We start from the raw sequence: 21,581 nt of genomic DNA on the forward strand, positions 1-21,581 counted from the left end.
CTCAATCAGGAACAATAAAAGGAGTTCTTGATTGAGCCTACAAAAGCCTTCTACAATAAATGAGGTCTTTCTTTTTCTATCTTCAAAATTAATTCGCCAAAAAGGGTATTGGCCCAAGCAAACCATTTTCTGGTAAATTTCGATGAATCATCTTTGTCGAACGACTCGTGCATAAAGCCCGTTCCTGCGTGTGTATTTTTCAAAAACTTCAATTGAGCCAAAATTTCTTGGTCATTGTTAGAGGTCATAGCACGCATAATCAAGCTCATTGGCCAGATATTATTGACCAAAGTGTGCGGGCTGCCAATGCCTTCGGCAGCTTTTCCGACAAAATAATAAGGGTTGTCGGTACTCAAAATAAACTGGCGGGTATTTTGATAAATAGGGTCTTGGCTACTCACAGCTTGCAAATAAGGCAAACCTAGCAAATTGGGTACGTTGGCATCGTCCTGTAATAAATGATTGCCAAAGCCATCAACCTCCAACGCATAGATTTTTCCATATTTGGGATGGTTATAAACTGCATACTTTTTGATAGCCGTGTCAACCTCGGTCGACAATGCTTTGCATTCATTGGCAAAGGTGGTATCTTTCAAAATGACACTAGCCATTTCCGACAACTGCTTGAAGGATACAACAGCAAAAAGATTGGCAGGTACATAAAAAGGAAAAATCGTGGCATCGTCCGATGGGCGGAAAGTGCTGTTTATCATACCAATAGGCTTTGTAGGGTTGCCATATCCATTGCCTGGAACAGTATCGGTAGACCAGAAGGTATTTCTACCAAAATGATAACTTCCTCTTCCATTTTTGCGTTGTTGTTCTTTACAAACAGCCAATACCGACTTCATAGCTTTGCTCCAATCGGTATCGAATGGGCTTGTATCGCCCGTTGTTTTCCAGTAGTTGTAAGCCAAACGGATAGTATAACAAACCGAGTCTAGTTCCCATTTGCGTTCGTGCAATTCAGGCTTCATATCGGTTAGGTCTTTTGACCACTCGCTATTTCCTTTTCCTTCATAAAAAGCATTGGCATAAGGGTCGATAAGCAAACAAATTGCTTGGCGACGAATAACCCCTTCAATCAGGCTTTTGATTTGGGCATCCTTGGCGGCCAAGGGCAAATAAGGCCATACCTGTGCAGTGCTGTCACGCAGCCACATGGCATCTATATCGCCAGTAATTACAAATGTATCGGGCTTTTCGTCTTTGACATGATACTTCACCGTTGTATCCAAAGTATTGGGGAAGCAGTTTTCAAACAACCATGCCAATTCGGGGTCTTTAATTTTTTTCTTGAGCCTATCTATGGTTTGTTCGACAGCCTCACTGGTAAAATTTCTTTTATTGGCCTCAACCCGAACTGTCGGGAAGGCATTGTTTGCCCAAATATTGGGTTGAGACAAGGCAATGCCAAGCGTTGTTAAAGATGTGTTTTTGAGAAAGTTACGTCTGTTCATCTATTTCAATAGTTTTTATAAAAAGGTAATGAAAGGGGATTGGGTATTAATATGAACGAATATTTTACAAGAAAGTGCCTACAAAATTCGGTTTTTTTCAATGATTCTTGGCCTTTTCTATCCATATTATAGAATAGGGATTGAGGGTAGAAAGGTATAACATAATCTAACCGTTTACTCAATTCTAATGACCAAATGTGAAATAAAATGATAGATGAACGTTTTTAAGGTCAAAGAAACACATACTTAACACAGCATATTATGAATCCTTACTTAAAATATTTGGCCATAGTTTTTTCTTTGTTTTTCCTAGAAAATTGTGCTCCACAAAGAACCGTTGTAGTTGAGCGTCGTCGTCCTGTAAGAACTGTTGTAGTACAACAGCCTCAAAAAGTAATAGTAGTGAAAGAAAAGCACCGAGGAAAAGGATGGGGTAGAAGGCATGGTAAACACTAAGCAATAGCCCATAAAGTTTTTATGGGCTATTGTGTTTTTTAATGCGAATCGCGGGTAACAGTGCTACCTGATTTTCCTTTCAAAAAATCCATGTCAGCTCCGAGATGAGCCTGTTCAACGTGCTTGATATACAAGTTTACATACCCCCGATTAATACCCAAATCTAAGGGTTGCCAATTGAGTTTTCTTTGTTCAAGTTCTTCGGGCGATACTTCTAGCTCTAAGCTTCTATTTTCGACATCCAAGCTGATCCAATCGCCATTTTGGACAAATGCCAAAGTGCCACCCGCCGCCGCTTCGGGCGAAACGTGTAAAACCACCGTTCCGAATCCTGTGCCACTCATTCGTCCATCCGAAATACGCACCATATCTTTTACGCCTTTTAGTAATAGCTTTTTAGGGATTCCCATATTGCCCACTTCGGCCATGCCGGGGTATCCTTTGGGGCCTACATTTTTTAGTACCATGATCGAATTTTCATCTATTTCCAGAGCAGGGTCGTCGATACGAGCGTGATAGTCTTCAATGGTTTCAAATACAACGGCTTGTCCACGGTGTTTCATGAGTTTTGGCGTTGCAGCCGAAGGTTTAATAACCGCCCCGTTGGGCGCTAGGTTGCCTTTTACTACAACAATCCCCGATTCGGGTTTGAAAGGATTTTCTAGCGAAGAAATAATATTGAGGTCAAATTTTTCGGCATCTTCACAATTTTCGCCCATCGTTTTTCCATTTACGGTAAGGGCATCTTGATGGATAATACTTGCCAGTTCCTTGATAACCGCAGGCAAGCCCCCTGCATAGTATAAATCCTCCATAAAAAACTCGCCAGAAGGCTGAATATTGGCCAAAAGTGGTACATTATGCGAGTATTTGTCAAAATCTTCTATATTTAATTCAACCCCAATACGACCAGCAATAGCCAATAAGTGAATCACAAAATTGGTAGAGCCACCAATTGCGGCATTAATCATAATGGCATTTTCAAAGGCTTTTCGGGTAAGTACCTTCGAGAGGGTAAGGTCTTCTTTTACCATGTCTACGATACGTCGGCCCGATAGCTGTGAAATTACCTTACGGCGTGCATCGGCCGCAGGAATTGCCGCATTATTGGGCAACGACAGCCCTAGGGCTTCTACCATCGTGGCCATTGTCGAGGCTGTACCCATAACGGCACAATGCCCTTGTGTACGAGCCATGCAAGCCTCGGCTTCAACAAATTCTTTTTGAGAAATTTCGCCTAATTTATAAGCTTCTGCAAAACGCCAAACATCGGATGTACCAATGTCTTTGCCTCGCCAATGTCCTTTGAGCATTGGCCCTCCCGAAATAACTAAAGTAGGAATATCGACACTACATGCTCCCATAATAAGCGAAGGGGTAGTTTTGTCGCAACCACACAGTAGCACTACTCCGTCGACAGGATTGGCTCGGATAGACTCTTCTACGTCCATACTAGCCAGATTTCGATACAACATGGCTGTAGGCTTAATGAGCGTTTCGCCCAAAGACATTACTGGAAACTCTACAGGAAAACCACCTGCCTCTAAAACTCCTTTTTTGACAGATTCGGCCAAATCTCGGAAATGAGCATTGCAGGGTGTTAGCTCCGACCAAGTATTGCAAATACCAATAACAGGTTTTCCTTCAAAAAAATCGGCTGGAATGCCTTGGTTTTTCATCCATGCTCGGTAGATAAAGCCATCTTTCCCTTCTTTACCAAACCAATCTTGCGAGCGTAGTCTTTTATTTTTCATGTTAAATATTATGGTTTATTTGTGAGGGATAATTATGAGTTAGTGAATTATGATTTTGTTGTTGCATTTTTCTATTTGCTAGTTAAACTACGTCATTGATTTTTTTTTCTAATACTACCATCCCTCTGTATTCGGGTTTCATAAGGGTAAAGTCGGCAAGAAAATAAGTGCCAATCTGGGCAAATCCCATTTTATGATAAAATGCAATAGAATCGATGCTACTGTCCATGGCCTTTAGTATAACGCTTTGCTTGTGTAACTGCCTTGCTAAATCAAAAGCAAAATTCATCAGTTTTTTACCCAATCCTTTTCCTGCAAATGCTTTATGAAAGTAGATTCGTTCTACTTCGAGTATATCGGGCTGCTGATTGTAGACATAATTTACTTTGAGATACCCTACCGATTGTTGTTCTATTTGTAACAGAAAATAATCGCTATTAGTATCTTGGATTTCAGATAGGATTATATCTGGGCGGTATACTTTGTTGAAATACCAATCTTTACCTCCTTCGAGCCAGAGATACAAAAAATGTTCGACATAAATCGTTTGGCATAGTTGCGAAATATGCTGATAATCTGAAGGTTGTGCTTTGATAATTTGAAATGACATGTCCATAAATTTTATTCAGTATCTAGTGATTTACTCATGCTAAATTTGAGGTCGAACCCCAAGTTGTATTCGCAGGTACGTGTACCTGATGGAAATGGGGCAAATTGGGCGTTTTTAAAACGAAATTGCCTTATTACTTTTCCGTCGGCAATAAATAGGGTGTCGTGTCCTGCATATCCAAAAGCTTGACGACCGTATAATGGAGGTAGTGAGAAGCCGATGAGGGTATTTTTCCCTAATTCGTAGGCCAAGAGCTTTGTCTCGTTAGATGTTTTATAAAACAAATATACTTCAGGAATATCGTTGTAGTTGAGGTCGGCTACTTCATAGCTTAGCTGGTTTAGGGTAAATAGTTGCGGTAGTTTTTTCTGGGCATATACACGATTATGACGCATTACATAAAGCCGTTTTGTGGTATCCTTCTCAGTGATAACAAACTCATAATCAAACTGTGGTACTTGCCATTTTACCAAGATGGTATCTTGATGGGCTTTAGTATGACCCAAAAATAGAGAGTCTTCATGCGAAAGGGCTTGTTGAAAAACTTCGTCGGGTAGCGTAGGTAGTATAGCTGTATTTTCTTGGTTTTCTAAACGCTCGTAAACAAATACCCCTACAATAAGGCCAATGAGCATAAAACAACCAATAAGAAATCTGATTTTTGATTTTTGCATTTTTAGAAAATAATCTGATTTACAAAGATGTTAATTTACCGTGTATCATACAAATTACGTATCTTTACCATGATATTAATATGAAAACTAAATAATTGAAAAGTACAATTGTATTCTCTATTTTGGAAGAATATGCTTGGATTTAGTATAAGAGGGCATCTTGCAAAAATATTATTAAGAGCAACAAAATAAACAGGAATAAAGGCAACTACTATTTGCCAAATATATCAATACTTTTCCTGAGAGTTTAACTGCCAAAACTTTAAATCATATTGTGTCTATTAAATGGATAGGCGATTTGTGTATTTTGTTGATTGATAGCATGTTAACCCTTTGGTAGCTAACACAAGTATTTAGTTCAAAATAAAGCCTTTTTTCTATGACACTAAATGAACTAGGTTTAGGGCAAAACTTTTGCCAAATAGCCCTTGAAAATAGCCCCTTATTTATAGGCATTTACGAACCTACCCAACAACAGTTTGATTACGTGAATCAAAAGGGGTTGCTGATGTTTGAGACCGAAAAATTAGCAGACTTTAATTTGTTATACAGCAGAGGTATTCGGCTAAATCAGCTCAAAGAAAGCTTAGATGAAGAAATCGCTCGGTCGATTAACGACGAAAAAAGCTGGATAGAAGAAAATAGTTTTGTACGAAAATCGGGTAAAAAGTTTTGGGGACGTTTGCAGGTAACTCCCCTCGAAGATAAAGGCCAAACCAAGTGGCTGATTAATATTAGCGATATTCAACAAGAAAAATATTCACAGCTGAGGTTTTCGGAGGGTGAAGCCCGATTCGAGGCGTTGTTTATGCACGCCGCCATTGGTATTGTCATGATTGATAGAGCTAGTAAAATTGTACTAACCAATCGCTTTGCCAATAGCCTGTTTGGCTATGACCCCGACGAACTGCTGGGTATGCCAATCGAAACATTGCTACCGACTACCCTTGCCGACACTCACCGCCATCATACAGCTAAGTATTTGGACAAACCCCAAATTAGACCTATGGGGATTGGCCTCGACCTCAAAGCAAGAAAAAAAGATGGAACGCTGTTTTCGGTAGAAATTAGTTTGAGCTATTTTGAACAAAATGGCAATAGCTACTTCATATCGTTTATCAATGATATTACTTACAAGAAAAAAATTGAGATGGAAATGATTTTAAAAAATCAGGAAATCAAAAAACTCAATGAAAGTCTTGAACAAGAAGTAATGAATAGAACCAATGCTTTGGTCGAAACCCTCAAAGACCTAGAGGAGTCGAAGCACGAACTAGAATTGGCCTTGAGCAAAGAAAAAGAACTAGGCGAATTGAAATCTAGGTTTGTGGCTATGGCATCGCACGAATTTAGAACGCCACTTACGGCGATTCTTTCGTCGGCTTCCTTAATAGCCAAATACCCACTTACCGACGACCAAGAAAAACGAGAGAAACACTTGTTACGAATCAAGTCGGCAGTGAGTAATCTAACCGATATTTTGGAAGAATTTTTGTCGGTAGGAAAGCTCGAAGAAGGCAAAGTTGAAGCTACTTATGCTTGGCTTAATCTCGACGAGCTAGTTAATGATACTATTTCTGATTTGAGAAATCTCTTGAAGCCTGGACAAATGATTAAGTACCACAACGAGGTTGGTACTGCTATTCATTCAGATAAATCGCTTTTGCGTAAGATATTGATTAATTTATGTTCTAATGCCAGCAAATTCTCCAATGTCAATACCACGATTCATATCTTTATTACTCGTAAAGGTTCAAAGTTTACCCTTGCCGTCAAAGACGAAGGGATTGGTATTTCGGAGGAAGACCAAAAGCATTTATTCGACCGCTTTTTTAGGGGCCTCAATGTCACCAATATTCAGGGTACAGGCTTGGGCTTGCATATTGTGGCCAAGTATACCGAGTTGCTCAACGGAAAGGTGAGTATTCAGAGCAAGCTGGGTGTTGGCACTACTGTTTCTGCCGAATTTGACTATATAGAAGAATCCAAACAAGCTGACTAATTATGGTTATACTACTGATTATCAGATATATTGAATAGACTAGACTACCATGGTAAAAGAAAACAAATACAAGAAAATCTTACCTAAAACCGCATACTTATCATTGTAAAACCTGATGCTTTTGTCGTCAGAATAACTAAAAATAGCTCCGTCAATTGTATGAAAACGATATTATTAATAGAAGATAGCGACGATATCCGAGAAACTACTGCCGAAATCTTGGAATTGGCTAATTATGAGGTAGTCACAGCATCGAATGGCAAAGAAGGTGTTGAAAAAGCCATGACACAAAGACCCGATATTGTGGTTTGCGATATAATGATGCCTATACTGGATGGCTATGGCGTATTACATATTTTTAATCAAAATCCTGATTTACAAGGAATTCCATTTATCTTTTTGACTGCCAAAACAGAACGTAATGACTTTAGAAAAGGAATGGAAATGGGGGCTGATGATTACTTAACCAAGCCTTTTCATGAAATAGAATTGCTAAATGCTATTGAAAGCCGCTTGAAAAAGGTAGAACAATTGATTCAGGGATCGGGCAAAGTTACTACCGAACATATCGATGAATTGTACTCGGAGGCAAGTAAATACAAAGATTTGTCGGAGCTTTCGACCGACAGGAAGGTTACAACCCTTAAAAAGAAGCAAATTATTTATTCGGAAGGCGACGAGCCTATTAAATTTTACTTCTTGAAGGCCGGGAAAATCAAAACCTATAATACCAACCGTGACGGCAAAGAGTTTGTAACAGGCTTATACAACGAAGGTGATTTTTTTGGACATATCGCTATCATTGAAAATACCGATTATCAAGAAACTGCCGAAGCCCTAGAAGAGTGTCAAATCGTAGGTATTCCCAAGCATGATTTTATGGAGTTGATTTCAAAAAATCAACAAGTAGCCAATAAGTTTATCAAAATGCTAGCCAATAGCATTGCCGACAAAGAAAGATACCTATTAGGAATGGCGTATAATTCGTTGAGAAAAAGAGTGGCCGATGGCCTTTTGTTGTTGCAGAAAAAATACAAAAATAGCGAAAACGAACGGTTTACCATGAAAATCTCGCGCGATGACCTAGCGTCGATTGTAGGTACTGCTACCGAGTCGTTAATACGTACTTTGAGCGAATTTAAGTCTGATAAATTAATAGAAATCAGCGGCAGCGAAATTACTATTATTGATGAAAAAAAGCTGGCTAATTTAAGAAATTAACACAAAACGGCGGTTGGAAACAACCGCCGTTTATTATTAAGGTATGTTTGCTCACGACATACTGTTCACAATAATTAATGATGTGCAATAGTTGCTAGTATCGGAATATCAGAATGATTCAGGACGGTTTCTGTAACACTTCCAAAAAGGAAATGGCTAATTCCTGATCTAGCTTTGGTTGACATAACAATCAAATCAACTTGTAAGTCTTCGGCACAGTGAATAATACCATTGCTTACACTGAAGTCATTGTAGATGACAAACTCATGGTCAGTTATATTATGTTCTTGCTCAAATGCACGCATTTTTTTCTTGATGCTGCGGGTATCTTCAAAATCGTCAGACGCATTTACATAAACAATGTATTTTTGCTCTACCTCTTTGTTGAGTAATGACAATACTTTGTCATCGAAAGGTGTTTCAAAATCAACAGCAATAAGTACTTTTCTAGGATAAAAACTGCTAATGGGTGATTTGATTACCAAAACAGGGCAGTGTGCATGGCGAACAACACTCTCTGAATTAGAACCATCTAAAAACTCTTTCCATCCACTTGCCCCTTCCGAACCCATCACAATAAGGTCGATGTCGGTACGTTCGGCTATAGATGCTCCAAGCTCTTCAAAATCATCTGTATTATAGGTTACAATCGTAAGTCCTTCATACTTTGGCGAGTTAATGATTTGTCCTAGCCTTTTTTGTGTTTGATTGTGTTGCTCTTCAATAGCTTCCACATCGAATGTTGTAATTGGGGTCTCTACATAGTCGATATAAGGCAAACTAATGTAGTCCTTGTGGTACAAAACAATCTCGGCGGCGGTAGCTCTGGCAAACATTGCAGCAATATCTAACGCTGCCAATGATAGTTCAGAGAAATCGGTGGGGACTAGTATCTTTTTCATGGCACAATTGTTATATTTTGTAATATGATAAACTACAAAATAACGATAAAGGTGCTACTAATACTCATTATTTTGAGCTTTATTTTTGTAAAGTTTACGCTTTCTGAGTACTCAAAATATGACAAAAATCATATTTTGGGGTGAAAGCTATCAATTCATGTTTCAAGAAAAATTGTTATGTATGTAAAAAAGACGCTCTCTTTCAAAATGACGCTAAACAAAAAGAAAAATGTATAAGTAAAAATACTGTTATTCTGTAGGTAGAGCGTCTCTTTTGAAGGTTATTGTTTAATCGTTATTTATACAATAATTAGGGAATGATTTTTTATAATATTGATTATCAAATGGTTAATGGTTTTGCTAGTTGGCACACTAGCGAATGCACTTACAGTTTTTGTTTTTTCTGTATAACAAACGGATACAAGGTGGTTTTGTACCCGTTTGTTATATACCTAATAATTGTGCCATTATTGAGCAAAGGTTTTTGAAGTATTTTGATTGTTAGCCCATTGGGTATTATTCATATACGCTTTCATGAAACGCCATATAATCGCACATTTTCAACATAAAATAGCGTTGTGCTAATTCATATTCGTAAATAAGAGTATTGAGTAAAGATTTTTCAAAAACGAGTACCTGAGCATTAGATAATGCCTTCACACTGTAGCGATGCTGCTTGTCGGAAAGGAGTTCTTCCAACCCCAAAAAACATCGGAATCCCTCTATTCTAATAGGGTCATTATGGCCATCGATGAGCTCAAATTTTCCATCTTTTAAGTAAAAAACAAACTCAGCTTCCTGCCCTTTCCTGTACAAAAATTCGCCACCTTTGAAACTTAATTCAATACCACTTGCCAAAATTTTTCTTTCAGTTTCTCTCATTTTTTCGTGTCTTGCTTGAAGATGCTAAATTATGCCAGATAGCTAGTCGTTGAAATGATATTAATCATCCAAAAAGTTGACATATAAAGTATTCACGATGAAAAGATAAGTGGCGTTAAATAGGCAAAATAGCTTGCCTCGGCTTGTTTTTCATCTTGCACAAAACTATCCTTGTAGCAATATATGCTAGTCGTACATACTACTGATTTTTACGAGTTTGTCGGGATTGAGTATCGTTATTTCGCTTCCATGAGTTGTAATAATACCATCTTCCTTAAACTCTGATAAAAACCTGATAACAGTTTCTTTGGCTGTTCCTACAATCGACGATAAGTCCTCTCGCGAAATAGCAATCGAGAAAGGCGTTTTCCCTTCTTCTTGATAAGTAGCTTTGAGTAGCAAAAGGGCTTCTGCCAAGCGTTCTCTTACGGGCTTCATGGCCAAGTGAATCAGTTTGTCTTGGGTATCGCCCAATGCACGAGCCAGCATTCGCATAAGGTCGGTAGACACCTTCACGTTTTCGTCAATAAGTTTATTAAATTCGCTTGCAGGTACAAAACACACCTCTGTTTCGTCCAAGGCAATTGCCGAAGCCGTATATTTGGTATTGTCTATCAACGACCTGTAGCCTAATGTATCTCCTTTTTTGGCTAAACGGATAATCTGCTCTTTGCCATCCGACCCCATTCTGCTAACCTTTACTTTACCGCTGAACACACAAAAAATCCCTAAAGGGCGATTGCCTTCATGAAAAATTACTTGTCCTTTCTTGTACGAGTTAAAACATTTACTTTCTGCTAGTTCGTCTAACTCATGTGTATGGCAGTGTTTGAAAAGCGAACTTTCCTTAAACTGACAACTATTGCAGTCGGGGGCTTGTGACTTCATATAAATAATAACTGATTAGGAGTGATAAAAATCATTATGCGAAGTTGCAAAAGGTCAGTATTTGAAAATATGACTTTTATCAGGTTTGTGTATCACCTTCCTCATATTTCATTTAGAGCTTATCGGCAAATTTTGGAAAAAAATTGATGATAATATGGAAGCCCTCACCGATACCCAACTGGTTTGTTACCACTGTGGCAATGACTGCCCCGACAACCATATTCATATAGAAGAAAAGAATTTTTGTTGTGAAGGCTGTAAAACAGTTTACGAAATTCTTGACCAAAATAATCTTTGCAATTATTACGATATTGAGCAGATGTCGGGCAATAGCCCTCAGTTAGCACATTTTGAGTTTTTGGACAATACAGATATTGTAGCTCAACTAACTGATTTTAAGAACGATACTATTTGTAAGATAACCTTTTATATTCCGAGTATCCACTGTAGTTCGTGTTTGTATTTATTAGAAAACCTCTACAAACTTCATGAAGGAATTACTACCTCGAAGGTCGATTTTCTGAAAAAACAAGTAGCTGTTACTTTTAATTACCACCAAATAAGCCTCCGCCAACTAGCCGAGCTACTGAGTTCGATAGGCTACGAGCCACTGATTAGCCTCAACGATGTTGTAAAAGAAAAAAATAAGCCTTCTTACAAAAAGCTTTTGACCCAAATAGGGGTTGCAGGGTTTTGTTCGGGCAATATCATGCTGTTTAGTTTTCCCGAATATTTGGGGCTAGACGATACCATGTACAAACACCTTTTTGGGTATCTCAACCTTGTTATGGCCATTCCTGTGGTATTTTATTCGGGTTCGGGCTATTTTGAATCTGTCTGGAAAAGCCTCAAAAAAGGTATTATCAATATCGACTTCCCTATTTTGCTAGGTATTTTGGTGGCATTCTTTAGAGGTACTTACGAGGTGATTTTCTTGGATGGAGCGGGCTATTTTGATTCGCTAACTGGGTTGATTTTCTTTTTGTTAGCAGGGAAATGGTTTCAGCAAAAAACCTATCATTTTTTGTCCTTCGAGCGTGACTATAAGTCGTATTTCCCTTTGGCGGTTACCAAGCTCAATGCTGGCAAAGAAGAAGCAATATCGCTTAATGCCTTGAAAAAAGGCGATAAAATTTTGGTAAGAAACGGCGAGCTTATTCCTGCCGATGCGTTGTTGTACAAAGGTAATGCCCAAATCGACTACAGCTTTGTTACGGGCGAGTCGGCCTTAGAAAGCAAAAAAGTAGGTGATTTCTTGTTTGCTGGTGGCCGTCAGGTTGGCGAAACCGTAGAAATGGAAGTGCTGAAAGAGGTTTCGCAGAGTTATTTGACACAACTTTGGAATAACGATACTTTTCAGAAACAACAAAATAGCCGTATCAAAACCTTTGCCGATTTGGTGGGTAAATATTTTACCATTACAGTACTAACTTTGGCAACGATAGTAGCCACCTATTGGTATTTTCATGATACCACCAAGGTAATGAATGCCTTTACGGCTATTTTGATTATTGCTTGCCCCTGTGCTTTGTCTTTGAGCTACCCTTTTGCTTTGGGCAATGGAATGCGAATTTTGGGCAAACAAAAGATGTATCTTAAAAATGCCGAAGTAATAGAAACAATGGCACAATGCGACACCATTGTGTTTGATAAAACGGGTACTTTAACTACTTCTGAGGGGAGTTTGCCAACATTTCATGGACGTAGACCGTTGAGCCAGTTTGAAGAAATGATGGTATCGTCTTTGGTAAGAAACTCGACCCACCCAGTTTCTCAAAAAATAAAATACCTATTCAATGAACCGATGTATTTGGAGGTAGAAAACTTTACCGAAATTACAGGGCAAGGCGTAAAAGGTATTTATCATGGGCATCAAATCAAGCTAGGTTCGCATGACTTCGTAGTACCCGAATCGCTACCACTCGAAAAGAGTTATCAGGCAAGTGTGGCTCATTTACAAATTGACCACGAATATTTAGGGTATTTTTCATTGCCGAATCATTACCGAGAAAATATTCAAGAAGCTATTAAGTCATTGAGTACCCGATATGATACCTATTTGCTTTCGGGCGACAACGAGGCTGAAAAAGCTCAGCTTAGTTCGTGGTTTGTGAATGAAAAGCACTTGAAGTTTAATTGTACACCACAACAGAAACTAGATTTTATCAAAAAATTACAAGACCAAGGTCGCAAAGTAATGATGATTGGCGATGGCCTCAACGATGCAGGAGCGTTGAAGCAATCAGACGTTGGAATAGCAATTACCGACGACACCCTCAACTTTACGCCATCGAGCGATGCCATTTTGGAGGCTAATTCTTTGCAAAAACTCAGTTCATTTTTTCAATACAGTAAATATTCACTCAAAATCATACAATTTAGTTTTGTGGTATCGTTGGTCTATAATTTCATTGGTTTGAGCTTTGCCATTACTGGCTCGTTATCGCCAGTTGTAGCCGCAATTTTGATGCCCCTTAGCTCGGCAACGATGGTATTGATTGCCTCTGTAGGCATGATTTGGCGTGGCAAATATCAATTTGACTAATGATTTTTGTCAACAAAACCTTATAGATACTCGACTAACTTTGTAGGAAATTAAAATCTCTTTTTATGGCAATTTTATTATTTTTTGTAGCACACTGGTATTTATCCCTTTTTTCACAAACATTTTTCTTGCATAGATACGCTGCACACCAGATGTTTACCATGTCGAAAGGTTGGGAGAAATTCTTTTATGTATTTACGTTTATTACACAGGGTTCATCTTTTTTAAGTCCAAAAGCTTATGGTATTATGCACCGTTTGCATCATGCCTATGCCGATACCGAAAACGACCCACATTCGCCAAGTTATTCAAACAATTTGTTTGATATGATGTGGAAAACCAAAAAGATTTATAACGATGTTTTGTACGATAGAGCCAATATTGAACCAAAATTTAAAAAGAATGTTCCCAACTGGATGTTCATGGAAAAGCTTGGTGATTTATGGATTTCTCGTTTGGCTTGGGGTACATTGTACACTTTGTTTTATATGAAATTTGCTACGCATACATGGGAGTACGCTTTGTTACCAATTCATTATTTGATGGGGCCTGTACACGGTGTTGTTATCAACTGGTTTGCTCACAAATATGGTTATATCAATTTTGTGGTAAATGATACTGCCAAAAACCTATTACCATTTGATTTCTTGATGATGGGCGAGTCGTATCACAACAATCACCACAAATTGGGCGGTAGAGCCAACTTTGGTGTAAAATGGCATGAGTTTGACCCAACGTATCCAGTAATATTATTGCTTAATTCATTAAGAATCATAAAGTTGAAGAAAAACAATGACCTCAACTACATGTAGTTAGGGCTATACAAAAGATTTTGGAAAATCAAATGTCGGATGGATTGTACCTATTGCTTTTTATGAAATTGAGGGGTATTTTATTCAAATTCCGAAATAGTTTTTAACCTTTTGTATTGTACTAAACTACGTAGTAGAGGAAGTAGGGGCCTTTGAAAACACTCGAATTAGTGATTGGATGATTATCAGGTATTGAATCGTTCAATCGCTAATTTGAGCATATAGCAATAAGTCTCTTTTTAAATAAAGGTGTTACAGATATTCAAAATGTTTTAAAGATATGGTGAAAAATTTTGAAGCCAAAACTTTTACGCTTGGCGAAAAATTGACAGACGAGCAAAGAGCGTATTTTAACCAATATGGATTTCTCCATTTTAAAAACTTTCTTAGTAAAGAAACCGTTCAGTTATTTTTACAAGAAGCCCATCGAGTAGAAAAAGAGTGGCTCGACCAAGGCTTAGAGAAAATGAATGGTACACCACTCAAGTTTGGTAAAGATGTAGCTGGCAAGCCCATGATTCAACGAATGTGCTTTTTGTCGTTGCATAGCCAAATTTTGCACGAATACCTCCAAGACCCACGCTTACAAGCTTTGTTGACACTTCTAGAGCCTAACAACAACCGTATTGCCGAAATCGAAAAGGATGGCTTGGTATTCAACCACTATATCAACGAAGACAATAGTAAGTTTTCGCAAATGGGCTGGCATACCGATAGCCCACGAGATTTATTTTTGGGGCAAAAAATCTTGAAAATGCTTAATATCGGTACACACCTCGACGATTGCCCTTTTGAAAACGGAGGCCTTAGGGTATTGCCAGGTACGCATAATTTGAGCAAAATGAAGGTGTTATTTTTGAAAAAACAATTTATCGATCATAACCCCGACCCCAACGAAGTGGGGCTTAATATAGAGGCAGGCGATTTGACAGTACACGATGGCGATTTGTGGCATAGGGTAGAGGTTTGTCCGTTTACTGGCGAAAAATCACGCAGAAGAGTCATGTATTTTCCGATTATTCAGGGCAAATATTCCCCTAAAAACGAGAATAGTAAAACGCCTTTTTATCATAAATTGGCAAAAATTGTTCAGAAATAATGTAGTTTTGAACAATTTTAGTGAAAACACATGAGCATATAAATACAGCTCAGCAGATTTTAGATAAGCAACAAGATGACTCAGGAAGAGAACCCAGAACAGAACCCATTGGCCAATCAGCAAGGTACGGGCGGAAAACGAATATTGGCAACACGAGAGGATGTTGAGCTGTTGGTCAACTTATTTTATAATAAAGTACGAGACAACGCCATGCTAGGGCATGTATTCGATACTGTTGCTAGGGTGAATTGGGAAAAGCACCTCCCCAAAATGTACAATTTTTGGGAAATGATATTGTTTGGTACAGAAGGCTACGATGGGCATCCATTACGTCCACATTTGATTATTAATAGTGTTCATCCAATTACAATTCCTCATTTTGAACAGTGGCTTGTATTATTTTTTCAAACATTGGACGAGAATTTTGAGGGTGAAAAAGCCGAAGAAGCCAAAACCAGAGCCTATAATATTGCTAACGCTTGGGCTCATAAAATAGACTATATGAATAAGCTTAATAATACATCAACAATAGAAGTGAATAGCTGACAGCCTGAAAACGAGTTACTTATTGTGGTGAAAAGCCTCCTCAGAATACTGAGGAGGCTTTTTTGGTATCTATACGTGCCAATCTTGCTTTAAATACAAACCCCATTAGCTGACTTTTATCATATAAAAGGCTAATATATGCAAGTATAGCTACTAACATTCCTCATAGCTGAACCCGACATATTGTACCAATTTTGGGGTATAGATAATGATAAAAACCTCAAAAAAATGCAAATAATCTTCGTAATGATAGGCGTAAGTCTCCTGATGGCACTGGTCTTTTTAGGAGCCTTCTTTTGGTCGATGAAAGATGGGCAAAATGATGATTTACATACACCAGCCATGCGTATTTTGTTTGATGAAACGCATCCGAGCAGTACCAAAAAATGATAAGTAATCGAGCAATCGACCAATTATCAGGGCAATAACCTAGGCAAAACACGTGGCAATAGTAAGCATAGCCAGTTTTGTACTACAACAGAGTAACCTAAACACATAACCAATTTCTAATCTAAAAATATGTCAGCTATCAGTACACACATCGAACGCTTTGAGTACGACAACCGAATTGTCCGAAACTTTGCCGTTGCTACGATTATCTGGGGGATTGTGGGTATGTTGGTAGGCGTAATAGTCGCTTCTCAACTTTTCAAACCTGAGTTAAACGTAACACAATATGGCACATTTGGTCGTCTTCGTCCATTGCACACCAATGCCGTAATTTTTGCATTTGTCGGAAATGCCATTTTTATGGGCGTATATTATTCATTACAACGCCTTTGTAAAGCCCGAATGTTCAGTGATTTATTATCAAAAATTCACTTTTGGGGCTGGCAATTGATTATAGTTGCGGCAGCAATAACTTTACCATTGGGCTTAACAAGTAGTAAAGAATATGCCGAACTAGAATGGCCAATAGATATAGCAATCACGTTGATTTGGGTAGTATTTGGTATCAATATGTTTGGTACAATTTTCAAACGTCGTGAACGCCACTTGTATGTTGCTATTTGGTTTTATATTGCCACATTTGTTACAGTAGCGGTATTGCACATTACCAACTCAATGGCACTACCTGTAAGTTTCCTCAAAAGTTATTCGTTATATGCAGGTGTACAAGATGCCTTGGTACAATGGTGGTATGGACACAATGCCGTAGCATTTTTCTTGACAACACCATTTTTGGGATTGATGTACTATTACTTACCCAAAATGGCTAATCGCCCTGTGTATTCTTATAAATTATCTATTCTACACTTCTGGGCATTGATTTTTATCTATATCTGGGCTGGGCCTCACCACTTACTTTATACAAGTTTGCCAGACTGGGCACAATCGTTAGGTACAGTATTCTCGATTATGTTGATTGCTCCGTCGTGGGGTGGTATGATTAACGGTTTGTTGACCCTAAGAGGTGCTTGGGACAAAGTGCGTGAAGATGCTATCCTGAAATTTATGGTAGTAGGGGTTACTAGCTACGGTATGGCAACTTTTGAAGGGCCAATGCTTTCTTTGAAAAACGTGAACGCGATTGCTCACTTTACCGACTGGATTGTAGCACACGTACACGTAGGAGCTTTGGGCTGGAATGGATTTTTGAGTTTTGCTATTTTGTATTGGCTGATTCCACGCATTTATCATACTAATATTTTCTCTAAAAAATTAATCAACGTACACTTCTGGATTGGTACTTTGGGTATTTTGTTCTATGCTGTACCCATGTATATCTCGGGTTTTACACAGGGTATGATGTGGAAAGAGTTTGCTCCAGAAGGAACTTTGAAATACGGTAACTTCTTAGAAACTACTTTGCAGGTATTACCAATGCACGCAATGAGGGCATTTGGTGGATTGTTATACTTGTCAGGTGCTATTTTGATGGCCTACAACTTGTTCAAAACAATGGCACAAGGTACATTGGAAGCCAACGAACCAGCAGAAGCTCCAGCTCTTACAGCCGAATTTGTACCACAAGGTAGCGACAAATACTGGCACCGTTGGTTTGAGCGTAAGCCACTGCCATTATTGGTAGGCTCGTTAGTAGTGATTTTGATAGGTTCATTTATCGAATTGATACCAACCTTTATGGTAAAATCGAATGTAGAAAGTATAGCGGCGGTACAGCCTTATACACCATTAGAACTGGAAGGACGTGATTTGTATATCAGAGAAGGTTGTGTAAGTTGTCATAGCCAAATGGTAAGACCATTCAGAAGTGAAACCGAACGTTATGGCCAATATTCAAAAGGCGGAGAGTTTGTATACGACCATCCGTTCTTGTGGGGGTCAAAAAGAACAGGGCCAGATTTGCACCGTGAAGGTGGTAAATACCCCGATTCGTGGCACTATCACCACATGCGTGAGCCTTCATCAATGTCGCCAGGATCTATTATGCCAAACTACGCTTGGTTGCTTGAACAAAAATTGGACGTGTCCAACTTACAGGATAAGCTAAAAGCTATGAAGAAATTGGGTGTGCCCTACGACGACTACCAATTGCTAAAAGCTCAAGAGGATCTGGAAACACAAGCAAAAGGTATTGCTGACAACCTAGCCAAAGAAGGCGTGAAGGTGTCGGCCGACAAAGAGATTATTGCCTTGATTGCCTATTTGCAAAGAATAGGAACTGATATTAAAAAATCAGAAGCCGCAGCAAATTAAGAAAAGGCCATAACAGACAAAGCGTTATGAGTGCCAATAAAAATTAATTCGCACTCATAACCAATCTGTTGGCTTGTATTTCCTCAAAGCTTTAAATCCTAACAACCATGTTTAAGCAATTTATTGATAAAGTTGAAGGAGCTGATACCTTTATGATTACTTCTTTTATCATATTTATGGCGTTTTTTGTGGTAGTGAGTTTGTATTTGTTTGTCATGGACAAAAACTACCTTACCAAAATGCAAAACCTACCTCTTGAGGATAATCAAGATGACTATAAAGACGTAATTTCTATCTGATAACCTTCCTTAATTGACGATATATCCAATGAAGCGAATATCTATTTTACTCACGCTATGTCTGGCATCGTTCTCGATGTTGGCCGCAGAAACAACAAACAATTCCTTTTTGCCAAGTATTAAATCTGGCCAAGAGCTATTTTTGATTAGCCTTTTAGGAATTATGACCATGATTTGTTTGGTAATTGTAGTGGTAACACTCAATTTGAATGGACAGATTCGTAACTTAATCAAACCTAAAGTAGAGGTAAGCGACGAGTACGAAAAAGCCATGCAAAACCGTACTTTTTGGCAAAAGCTTTGGAGTCTTAAACCTATTGCTTTTGAAAAAGACCAAATGCTTGAACACCAATACGATGGCATCGCCGAACTCGACAACCCTACACCCCCTTGGTTTATGTATTTGTTTTATATTACCATTGTAGTAGCGGTAGTGTATATGTTTGGCTATCATATTGTTGGAAATGGACAAATCATGAACAACGAGTATTCGGAAGAGGTAGCTATTGCCGAAAAAGCAAGAGAAGAATACATGAAAAAATTTGCCAACTCGGTAAATGAAGATAACGTAAAAGCTCTTACAGAAGTAAAAGCACTAGAAGATGGTAAAAAGATTTATACCCAAAACTGTGTGGCTTGTCATGGTGCCAACGGCGAGGGGGTGGTTGGGCCAAACCTTACCGATGAATATTGGTTGCATGGTGGTACTATCAAAAATCTTTTCCATACTATTACTGAAGGTGTACCCGAAAAAGGGATGATTTCATGGAAAAAATCGTTGAATCCTATTCAAATTCAACAAGTTTCAAGCTACATTCTTTCTATTCAAGGGTCTAAGCCAGCAAATGCCAAAGAACCTCAGGGCGAAAAAATGGTAGCCGAAACTGCTAGTACAAAGTAACAAAGTACGTAAAAAATAATAGGGTTGTAGCTAATTACAGGCCAAATGGCTAGTTTGCAACGACTCAGTGACAACTAGCTTGCAAAAGAAAATAGACAGTCTACATAAGGTTTAACCTTATAGCTCATTCATTGTGAATAAAGGCAAATTTGCCTATTGCTAACCCTTATTATGGTGTTCGTGTTTCAGATAATCTTGGGTAGTGCTGGATTATACTGACCACGAACACTTTTTTTATGAAAAACGCTAAATAGACTTAGCATTGGGGTATTTAATTCATTAAAATTATGAAATCAGCTAATATCAATACCGACGAATTTCGGGACCACTTGTCAAATGTAACAGATACTGGGAAAAGAATCTGGATTTATCCACGAATAGTAAAAGGGCAACTCTACAAGCTAAGAACCTATTTTTCTTGGTTGTTATTAGGATTGCTTTTTGGTATTCCTTTTATAGAAGTAGATGGCAATCCGTTGTTCTTATTCAATGTCCTCGAACGTAAGTTTATCTTTTTTGGGGTTACATTTTTTCCACAAGACTTCCATTTGGTAGCTTTTGGCTTACTAACGTTTATCGTTTTTATCATACTTTTTACCGTGATATTTGGGCGTGTATGGTGTGGTTGGGCTTGCCCGCAAACGATTTTTATGGAAATGCTTTTCCGAAAAATCGAAGTTTGGATAGAAGGAGACTACAAAGCCCAAAAACGCCTCGACGAAGCTCCGTGGACAACCGAGAAAATCTTGAAGAAAACCGCCAAGCATATTATATTCTTTATTATCTCGTTTTTGATTGCCAATACCTTTTTGGCCTATATTATAGGTAAGCACGACCTATTGGCTATCATGACCGACAACCCCCTCAATCATATTACGGGCTTGGTATCTATCGTGATTTTTACGTTTGTATTTTATTTTGTTTTTGCCAAATTCCGTGAATTAGTTTGTATTGTTGTTTGTCCTTATGGCCGTTTGCAAGGGGTTTTGTTAGATAAAAAGTCTATTATTGTGGCCTATGATTTTATTCGTGGCGAACCTCGTGGAAAACTTAAAAAAGAAACAAAAGACGACCGCAACCCCTTAGCCGAATTGCAAGCCCTCACCAAACCCGTTGAAAACAAAGGGCATTGTATAGATTGTAGTATTTGTGTGCAAGTATGCCCAACGGGTATAGATATTCGTAATGGTACACAACTCGAATGTATTGGCTGTACTGCATGTATAGATGCCTGCGACGAAGTGATGGAAAAGGTAAAACAACCAAAAGGGTTGATTCGTTATGCGTCGTTGGATGGTATCGAAAAAAGCGAAAAACTGAGCTTTAATTTGCGTATTGGAGCATATACTGCTGTATTGACGCTATTGCTAGGAATATTGGGCTATTTGTTGCTTACCCGAAACGAGGTAGAAACAACCCTACTGAGAACCCCAGGCTTGACTTACCAAGAAGAAAAAGGAGGTGGGGTGTCTAACTTGTATAATATCGAAATTCTGAATAAGTCAAGAGAGTCCATGCCTGTGTCCATCAGAGTAGTAGACTATCCGAGTGCCGTGGTAAAACTTATCGGTAAACCTTTGCAGCTTACCAAAGGTGAAATTACCAAAGGCTCATTTTTTATTGTGATTCCTAAAAAAGATATGGAAAACCCCAACCTGAAGCTAAAAGTAGAGCTAATCAGTGGCAATGAGGTAATAGACCAAGTGAAAACTTCATTTTTAGGGCCAATGGAGTAGATAAAGCCTGAATAAAAAAGGTGTACGAGCCATTGGCTTATACACCTTTTTGTTGTAAAATTCTGATAATTAGTTAATTATAAAGGTGTAGGGGCTAAAAGTGAGTTTGACTTTTGGCACGTAATTGGTACAA

The 21,581-nt window shown here is 38.5% G+C and carries 19 protein-coding genes; 12 read left to right on the forward strand and 7 right to left on the reverse strand.

All coding sequences use genetic code 11. The features are described 5' to 3' along the window. Window positions 1–50: 50 nt before the first annotated feature. Entirely contained in the window at window positions 51–1,460 is a 1,410-nt protein-coding gene (locus tag FLEMA_RS0107775; RefSeq protein WP_026994975.1) for a glycoside hydrolase family 125 protein, read from the reverse strand. A 261-nt stretch (window positions 1,461–1,721) separates the two neighbouring features. Between FLEMA_RS0107775 and FLEMA_RS0107780 the strand changes: the two genes are divergently transcribed. Further along, the gene (locus tag FLEMA_RS0107780) at window positions 1,722–1,916 is read left to right on the forward strand and encodes a hypothetical protein (protein ID WP_026994976.1); all 195 of its coding nucleotides are present in this window, start codon (window positions 1,722–1,724) and stop codon (window positions 1,914–1,916) included. A 38-nt stretch (window positions 1,917–1,954) separates the two neighbouring features. Here FLEMA_RS0107780 and FLEMA_RS0107785 read toward each other — a convergent pair whose 3' ends face one another. The 3 genes from FLEMA_RS0107785 to FLEMA_RS0107795 form a co-directional block, all read right to left on the reverse strand. Further along, the gene (locus tag FLEMA_RS0107785) at window positions 1,955–3,670 is read right to left on the reverse strand and encodes an IlvD/Edd family dehydratase (RefSeq protein WP_026994977.1); all 1,716 of its coding nucleotides are present in this window, start codon (window positions 3,668–3,670) and stop codon (window positions 1,955–1,957) included. An 82-nt stretch (window positions 3,671–3,752) separates the two neighbouring features. Next, on the reverse strand, window positions 3,753–4,280 hold the full coding sequence (locus FLEMA_RS0107790; protein ID WP_052354017.1) for a GNAT family N-acetyltransferase: 528 nt from the start codon (window positions 4,278–4,280) through the stop codon (window positions 3,753–3,755). A gap of 11 nt (window positions 4,281–4,291) precedes the next feature. Beyond that, window positions 4,292–4,954, reverse strand: a complete 663-nt coding sequence (locus FLEMA_RS0107795; protein ID WP_044171081.1) for a hypothetical protein — start codon at window positions 4,952–4,954, stop codon at window positions 4,292–4,294. A gap of 379 nt (window positions 4,955–5,333) precedes the next feature. On the opposite strand from FLEMA_RS0107795, the gene FLEMA_RS67890 reads away from it, so the two are divergent. After that, entirely contained in the window at window positions 5,334–6,956 is a 1,623-nt protein-coding gene (locus FLEMA_RS67890) for a sensor histidine kinase (RefSeq protein WP_044171083.1), read from the forward strand. Window positions 6,957–7,115: 159 nt separating this feature from the next. Beyond that, window positions 7,116–8,177, forward strand: a complete 1,062-nt coding sequence (locus tag FLEMA_RS0107805) for a response regulator (protein ID WP_026994980.1) — start codon at window positions 7,116–7,118, stop codon at window positions 8,175–8,177. 74 nt (window positions 8,178–8,251) lie between these two features. Here FLEMA_RS0107805 and FLEMA_RS0107810 read toward each other — a convergent pair whose 3' ends face one another. The 3 genes from FLEMA_RS0107810 to FLEMA_RS67895 all read right to left on the reverse strand — a co-directional run bounded on the left by FLEMA_RS0107810 (window position 8,252) and on the right by FLEMA_RS67895 (window position 10,849). Next, complete coding sequence (locus FLEMA_RS0107810) at window positions 8,252–9,079, reverse strand: universal stress protein (RefSeq protein WP_026994981.1); 828 nt, start codon at window positions 9,077–9,079, stop codon at window positions 8,252–8,254. Between the two features lie 516 nt (window positions 9,080–9,595). Continuing rightward, the gene (locus tag FLEMA_RS0107815; RefSeq protein ID WP_026994982.1) at window positions 9,596–9,961 is read right to left on the reverse strand and encodes a cyclic nucleotide-binding domain-containing protein; all 366 of its coding nucleotides are present in this window, start codon (window positions 9,959–9,961) and stop codon (window positions 9,596–9,598) included. 186 nt (window positions 9,962–10,147) lie between these two features. Further along, window positions 10,148–10,849, reverse strand: a complete 702-nt coding sequence (locus FLEMA_RS67895; protein WP_044171085.1) for a Crp/Fnr family transcriptional regulator — start codon at window positions 10,847–10,849, stop codon at window positions 10,148–10,150. 154 nt (window positions 10,850–11,003) lie between these two features. Here FLEMA_RS67895 and FLEMA_RS0107825 point away from each other — a divergent pair, with 154 nt between their 5' ends. The 9 genes from FLEMA_RS0107825 (at window position 11,004) to ccoG (ending at window position 21,448) form a co-directional block, all read left to right on the forward strand. Further along, the gene (locus FLEMA_RS0107825; RefSeq protein WP_044171087.1) at window positions 11,004–13,394 is read left to right on the forward strand and encodes a heavy metal translocating P-type ATPase; all 2,391 of its coding nucleotides are present in this window, start codon (window positions 11,004–11,006) and stop codon (window positions 13,392–13,394) included. A 65-nt stretch (window positions 13,395–13,459) separates the two neighbouring features. Further along, window positions 13,460–14,206 carry an acyl-CoA desaturase gene (locus FLEMA_RS0107830; protein WP_026994984.1) on the forward strand — a complete coding sequence of 249 codons (747 nt, stop codon included), beginning with the start codon at window positions 13,460–13,462 and terminating at the stop codon, window positions 14,204–14,206. A gap of 283 nt (window positions 14,207–14,489) precedes the next feature. Next, the gene (locus FLEMA_RS0107835) at window positions 14,490–15,305 is read left to right on the forward strand and encodes a phytanoyl-CoA dioxygenase family protein (RefSeq protein ID WP_374755630.1); all 816 of its coding nucleotides are present in this window, start codon (window positions 14,490–14,492) and stop codon (window positions 15,303–15,305) included. A gap of 75 nt (window positions 15,306–15,380) precedes the next feature. After that, window positions 15,381–15,851: a group III truncated hemoglobin gene (locus FLEMA_RS0107840; RefSeq protein ID WP_052354018.1), complete on the forward strand. Its 471-nt coding sequence runs from the start codon at window positions 15,381–15,383 to the stop codon at window positions 15,849–15,851. Window positions 15,852–16,079: 228 nt separating this feature from the next. Next, window positions 16,080–16,241 carry a cbb3-type cytochrome oxidase assembly protein CcoS gene (ccoS, locus tag FLEMA_RS76535; RefSeq protein WP_081681277.1) on the forward strand — a complete coding sequence of 54 codons (162 nt, stop codon included), beginning with the start codon at window positions 16,080–16,082 and terminating at the stop codon, window positions 16,239–16,241. 129 nt (window positions 16,242–16,370) lie between these two features. After that, entirely contained in the window at window positions 16,371–18,512 is a 2,142-nt protein-coding gene (ccoN, locus tag FLEMA_RS0107855) for a cytochrome-c oxidase, cbb3-type subunit I (RefSeq protein ID WP_026994987.1), read from the forward strand. Window positions 18,513–18,619: 107 nt separating this feature from the next. Next, on the forward strand, window positions 18,620–18,811 hold the full coding sequence (locus tag FLEMA_RS0107860) for a hypothetical protein (protein WP_026994988.1): 192 nt from the start codon (window positions 18,620–18,622) through the stop codon (window positions 18,809–18,811). 28 nt (window positions 18,812–18,839) lie between these two features. Next, on the forward strand, window positions 18,840–19,712 hold the full coding sequence (locus FLEMA_RS0107865) for a cbb3-type cytochrome c oxidase N-terminal domain-containing protein (protein WP_229359384.1): 873 nt from the start codon (window positions 18,840–18,842) through the stop codon (window positions 19,710–19,712). A gap of 287 nt (window positions 19,713–19,999) precedes the next feature. After that, window positions 20,000–21,448, forward strand: coding sequence for a cytochrome c oxidase accessory protein CcoG (gene ccoG, locus FLEMA_RS0107870; protein ID WP_026994990.1), 1,449 nt, complete (start codon window positions 20,000–20,002; stop codon window positions 21,446–21,448). Window positions 21,449–21,581 lie beyond the last annotated feature (133 nt).

This window comes from Flectobacillus major DSM 103, from assembly GCF_000427405.1.
GTDB lineage: Bacteria > Bacteroidota > Bacteroidia > Cytophagales > Spirosomataceae > Flectobacillus > Flectobacillus major.

Bases quoted from the DNA above. Each gene is read 5' to 3' on its own strand.
- FLEMA_RS0107865 (WP_229359384.1), top strand. From the start codon at position 18,840: ATGAAGCGAATATCTATTTTACTCACGCTATGTCTGGCATCGTTCTCG.
- FLEMA_RS0107860 (WP_026994988.1), top strand. From the start codon at position 18,620: ATGTTTAAGCAATTTATTGATAAAGTTGAAGGAGCTGATACCTTTATG.
- FLEMA_RS0107780 (WP_026994976.1), top strand. From the start codon at position 1,722: ATGAATCCTTACTTAAAATATTTGGCCATAGTTTTTTCTTTGTTTTTC.
- FLEMA_RS0107790 (WP_052354017.1), bottom strand. From the start codon at position 4,280: ATGTCATTTCAAATTATCAAAGCACAACCTTCAGATTATCAGCATATT.
- FLEMA_RS0107825 (WP_044171087.1), top strand. From the start codon at position 11,004: ATGGAAGCCCTCACCGATACCCAACTGGTTTGTTACCACTGTGGCAAT.
- FLEMA_RS0107840 (WP_052354018.1), top strand. From the start codon at position 15,381: ATGACTCAGGAAGAGAACCCAGAACAGAACCCATTGGCCAATCAGCAA.
- ccoN (WP_026994987.1), top strand. From the start codon at position 16,371: ATGTCAGCTATCAGTACACACATCGAACGCTTTGAGTACGACAACCGA.
- ccoS (WP_081681277.1), top strand. From the start codon at position 16,080: ATGCAAATAATCTTCGTAATGATAGGCGTAAGTCTCCTGATGGCACTG.
- FLEMA_RS67890 (WP_044171083.1), top strand. From the start codon at position 5,334: ATGACACTAAATGAACTAGGTTTAGGGCAAAACTTTTGCCAAATAGCC.
- FLEMA_RS0107815 (WP_026994982.1), bottom strand. From the start codon at position 9,961: ATGAGAGAAACTGAAAGAAAAATTTTGGCAAGTGGTATTGAATTAAGT.
- FLEMA_RS0107830 (WP_026994984.1), top strand. From the start codon at position 13,460: ATGGCAATTTTATTATTTTTTGTAGCACACTGGTATTTATCCCTTTTT.
- FLEMA_RS0107775 (WP_026994975.1), bottom strand. From the start codon at position 1,460: ATGAACAGACGTAACTTTCTCAAAAACACATCTTTAACAACGCTTGGC.
- FLEMA_RS0107785 (WP_026994977.1), bottom strand. From the start codon at position 3,670: ATGAAAAATAAAAGACTACGCTCGCAAGATTGGTTTGGTAAAGAAGGG.
- FLEMA_RS0107810 (WP_026994981.1), bottom strand. From the start codon at position 9,079: ATGAAAAAGATACTAGTCCCCACCGATTTCTCTGAACTATCATTGGCA.
- FLEMA_RS0107795 (WP_044171081.1), bottom strand. From the start codon at position 4,954: ATGCAAAAATCAAAAATCAGATTTCTTATTGGTTGTTTTATGCTCATT.
- FLEMA_RS0107805 (WP_026994980.1), top strand. From the start codon at position 7,116: ATGAAAACGATATTATTAATAGAAGATAGCGACGATATCCGAGAAACT.
- FLEMA_RS67895 (WP_044171085.1), bottom strand. From the start codon at position 10,849: ATGAAGTCACAAGCCCCCGACTGCAATAGTTGTCAGTTTAAGGAAAGT.
- ccoG (WP_026994990.1), top strand. From the start codon at position 20,000: ATGAAATCAGCTAATATCAATACCGACGAATTTCGGGACCACTTGTCA.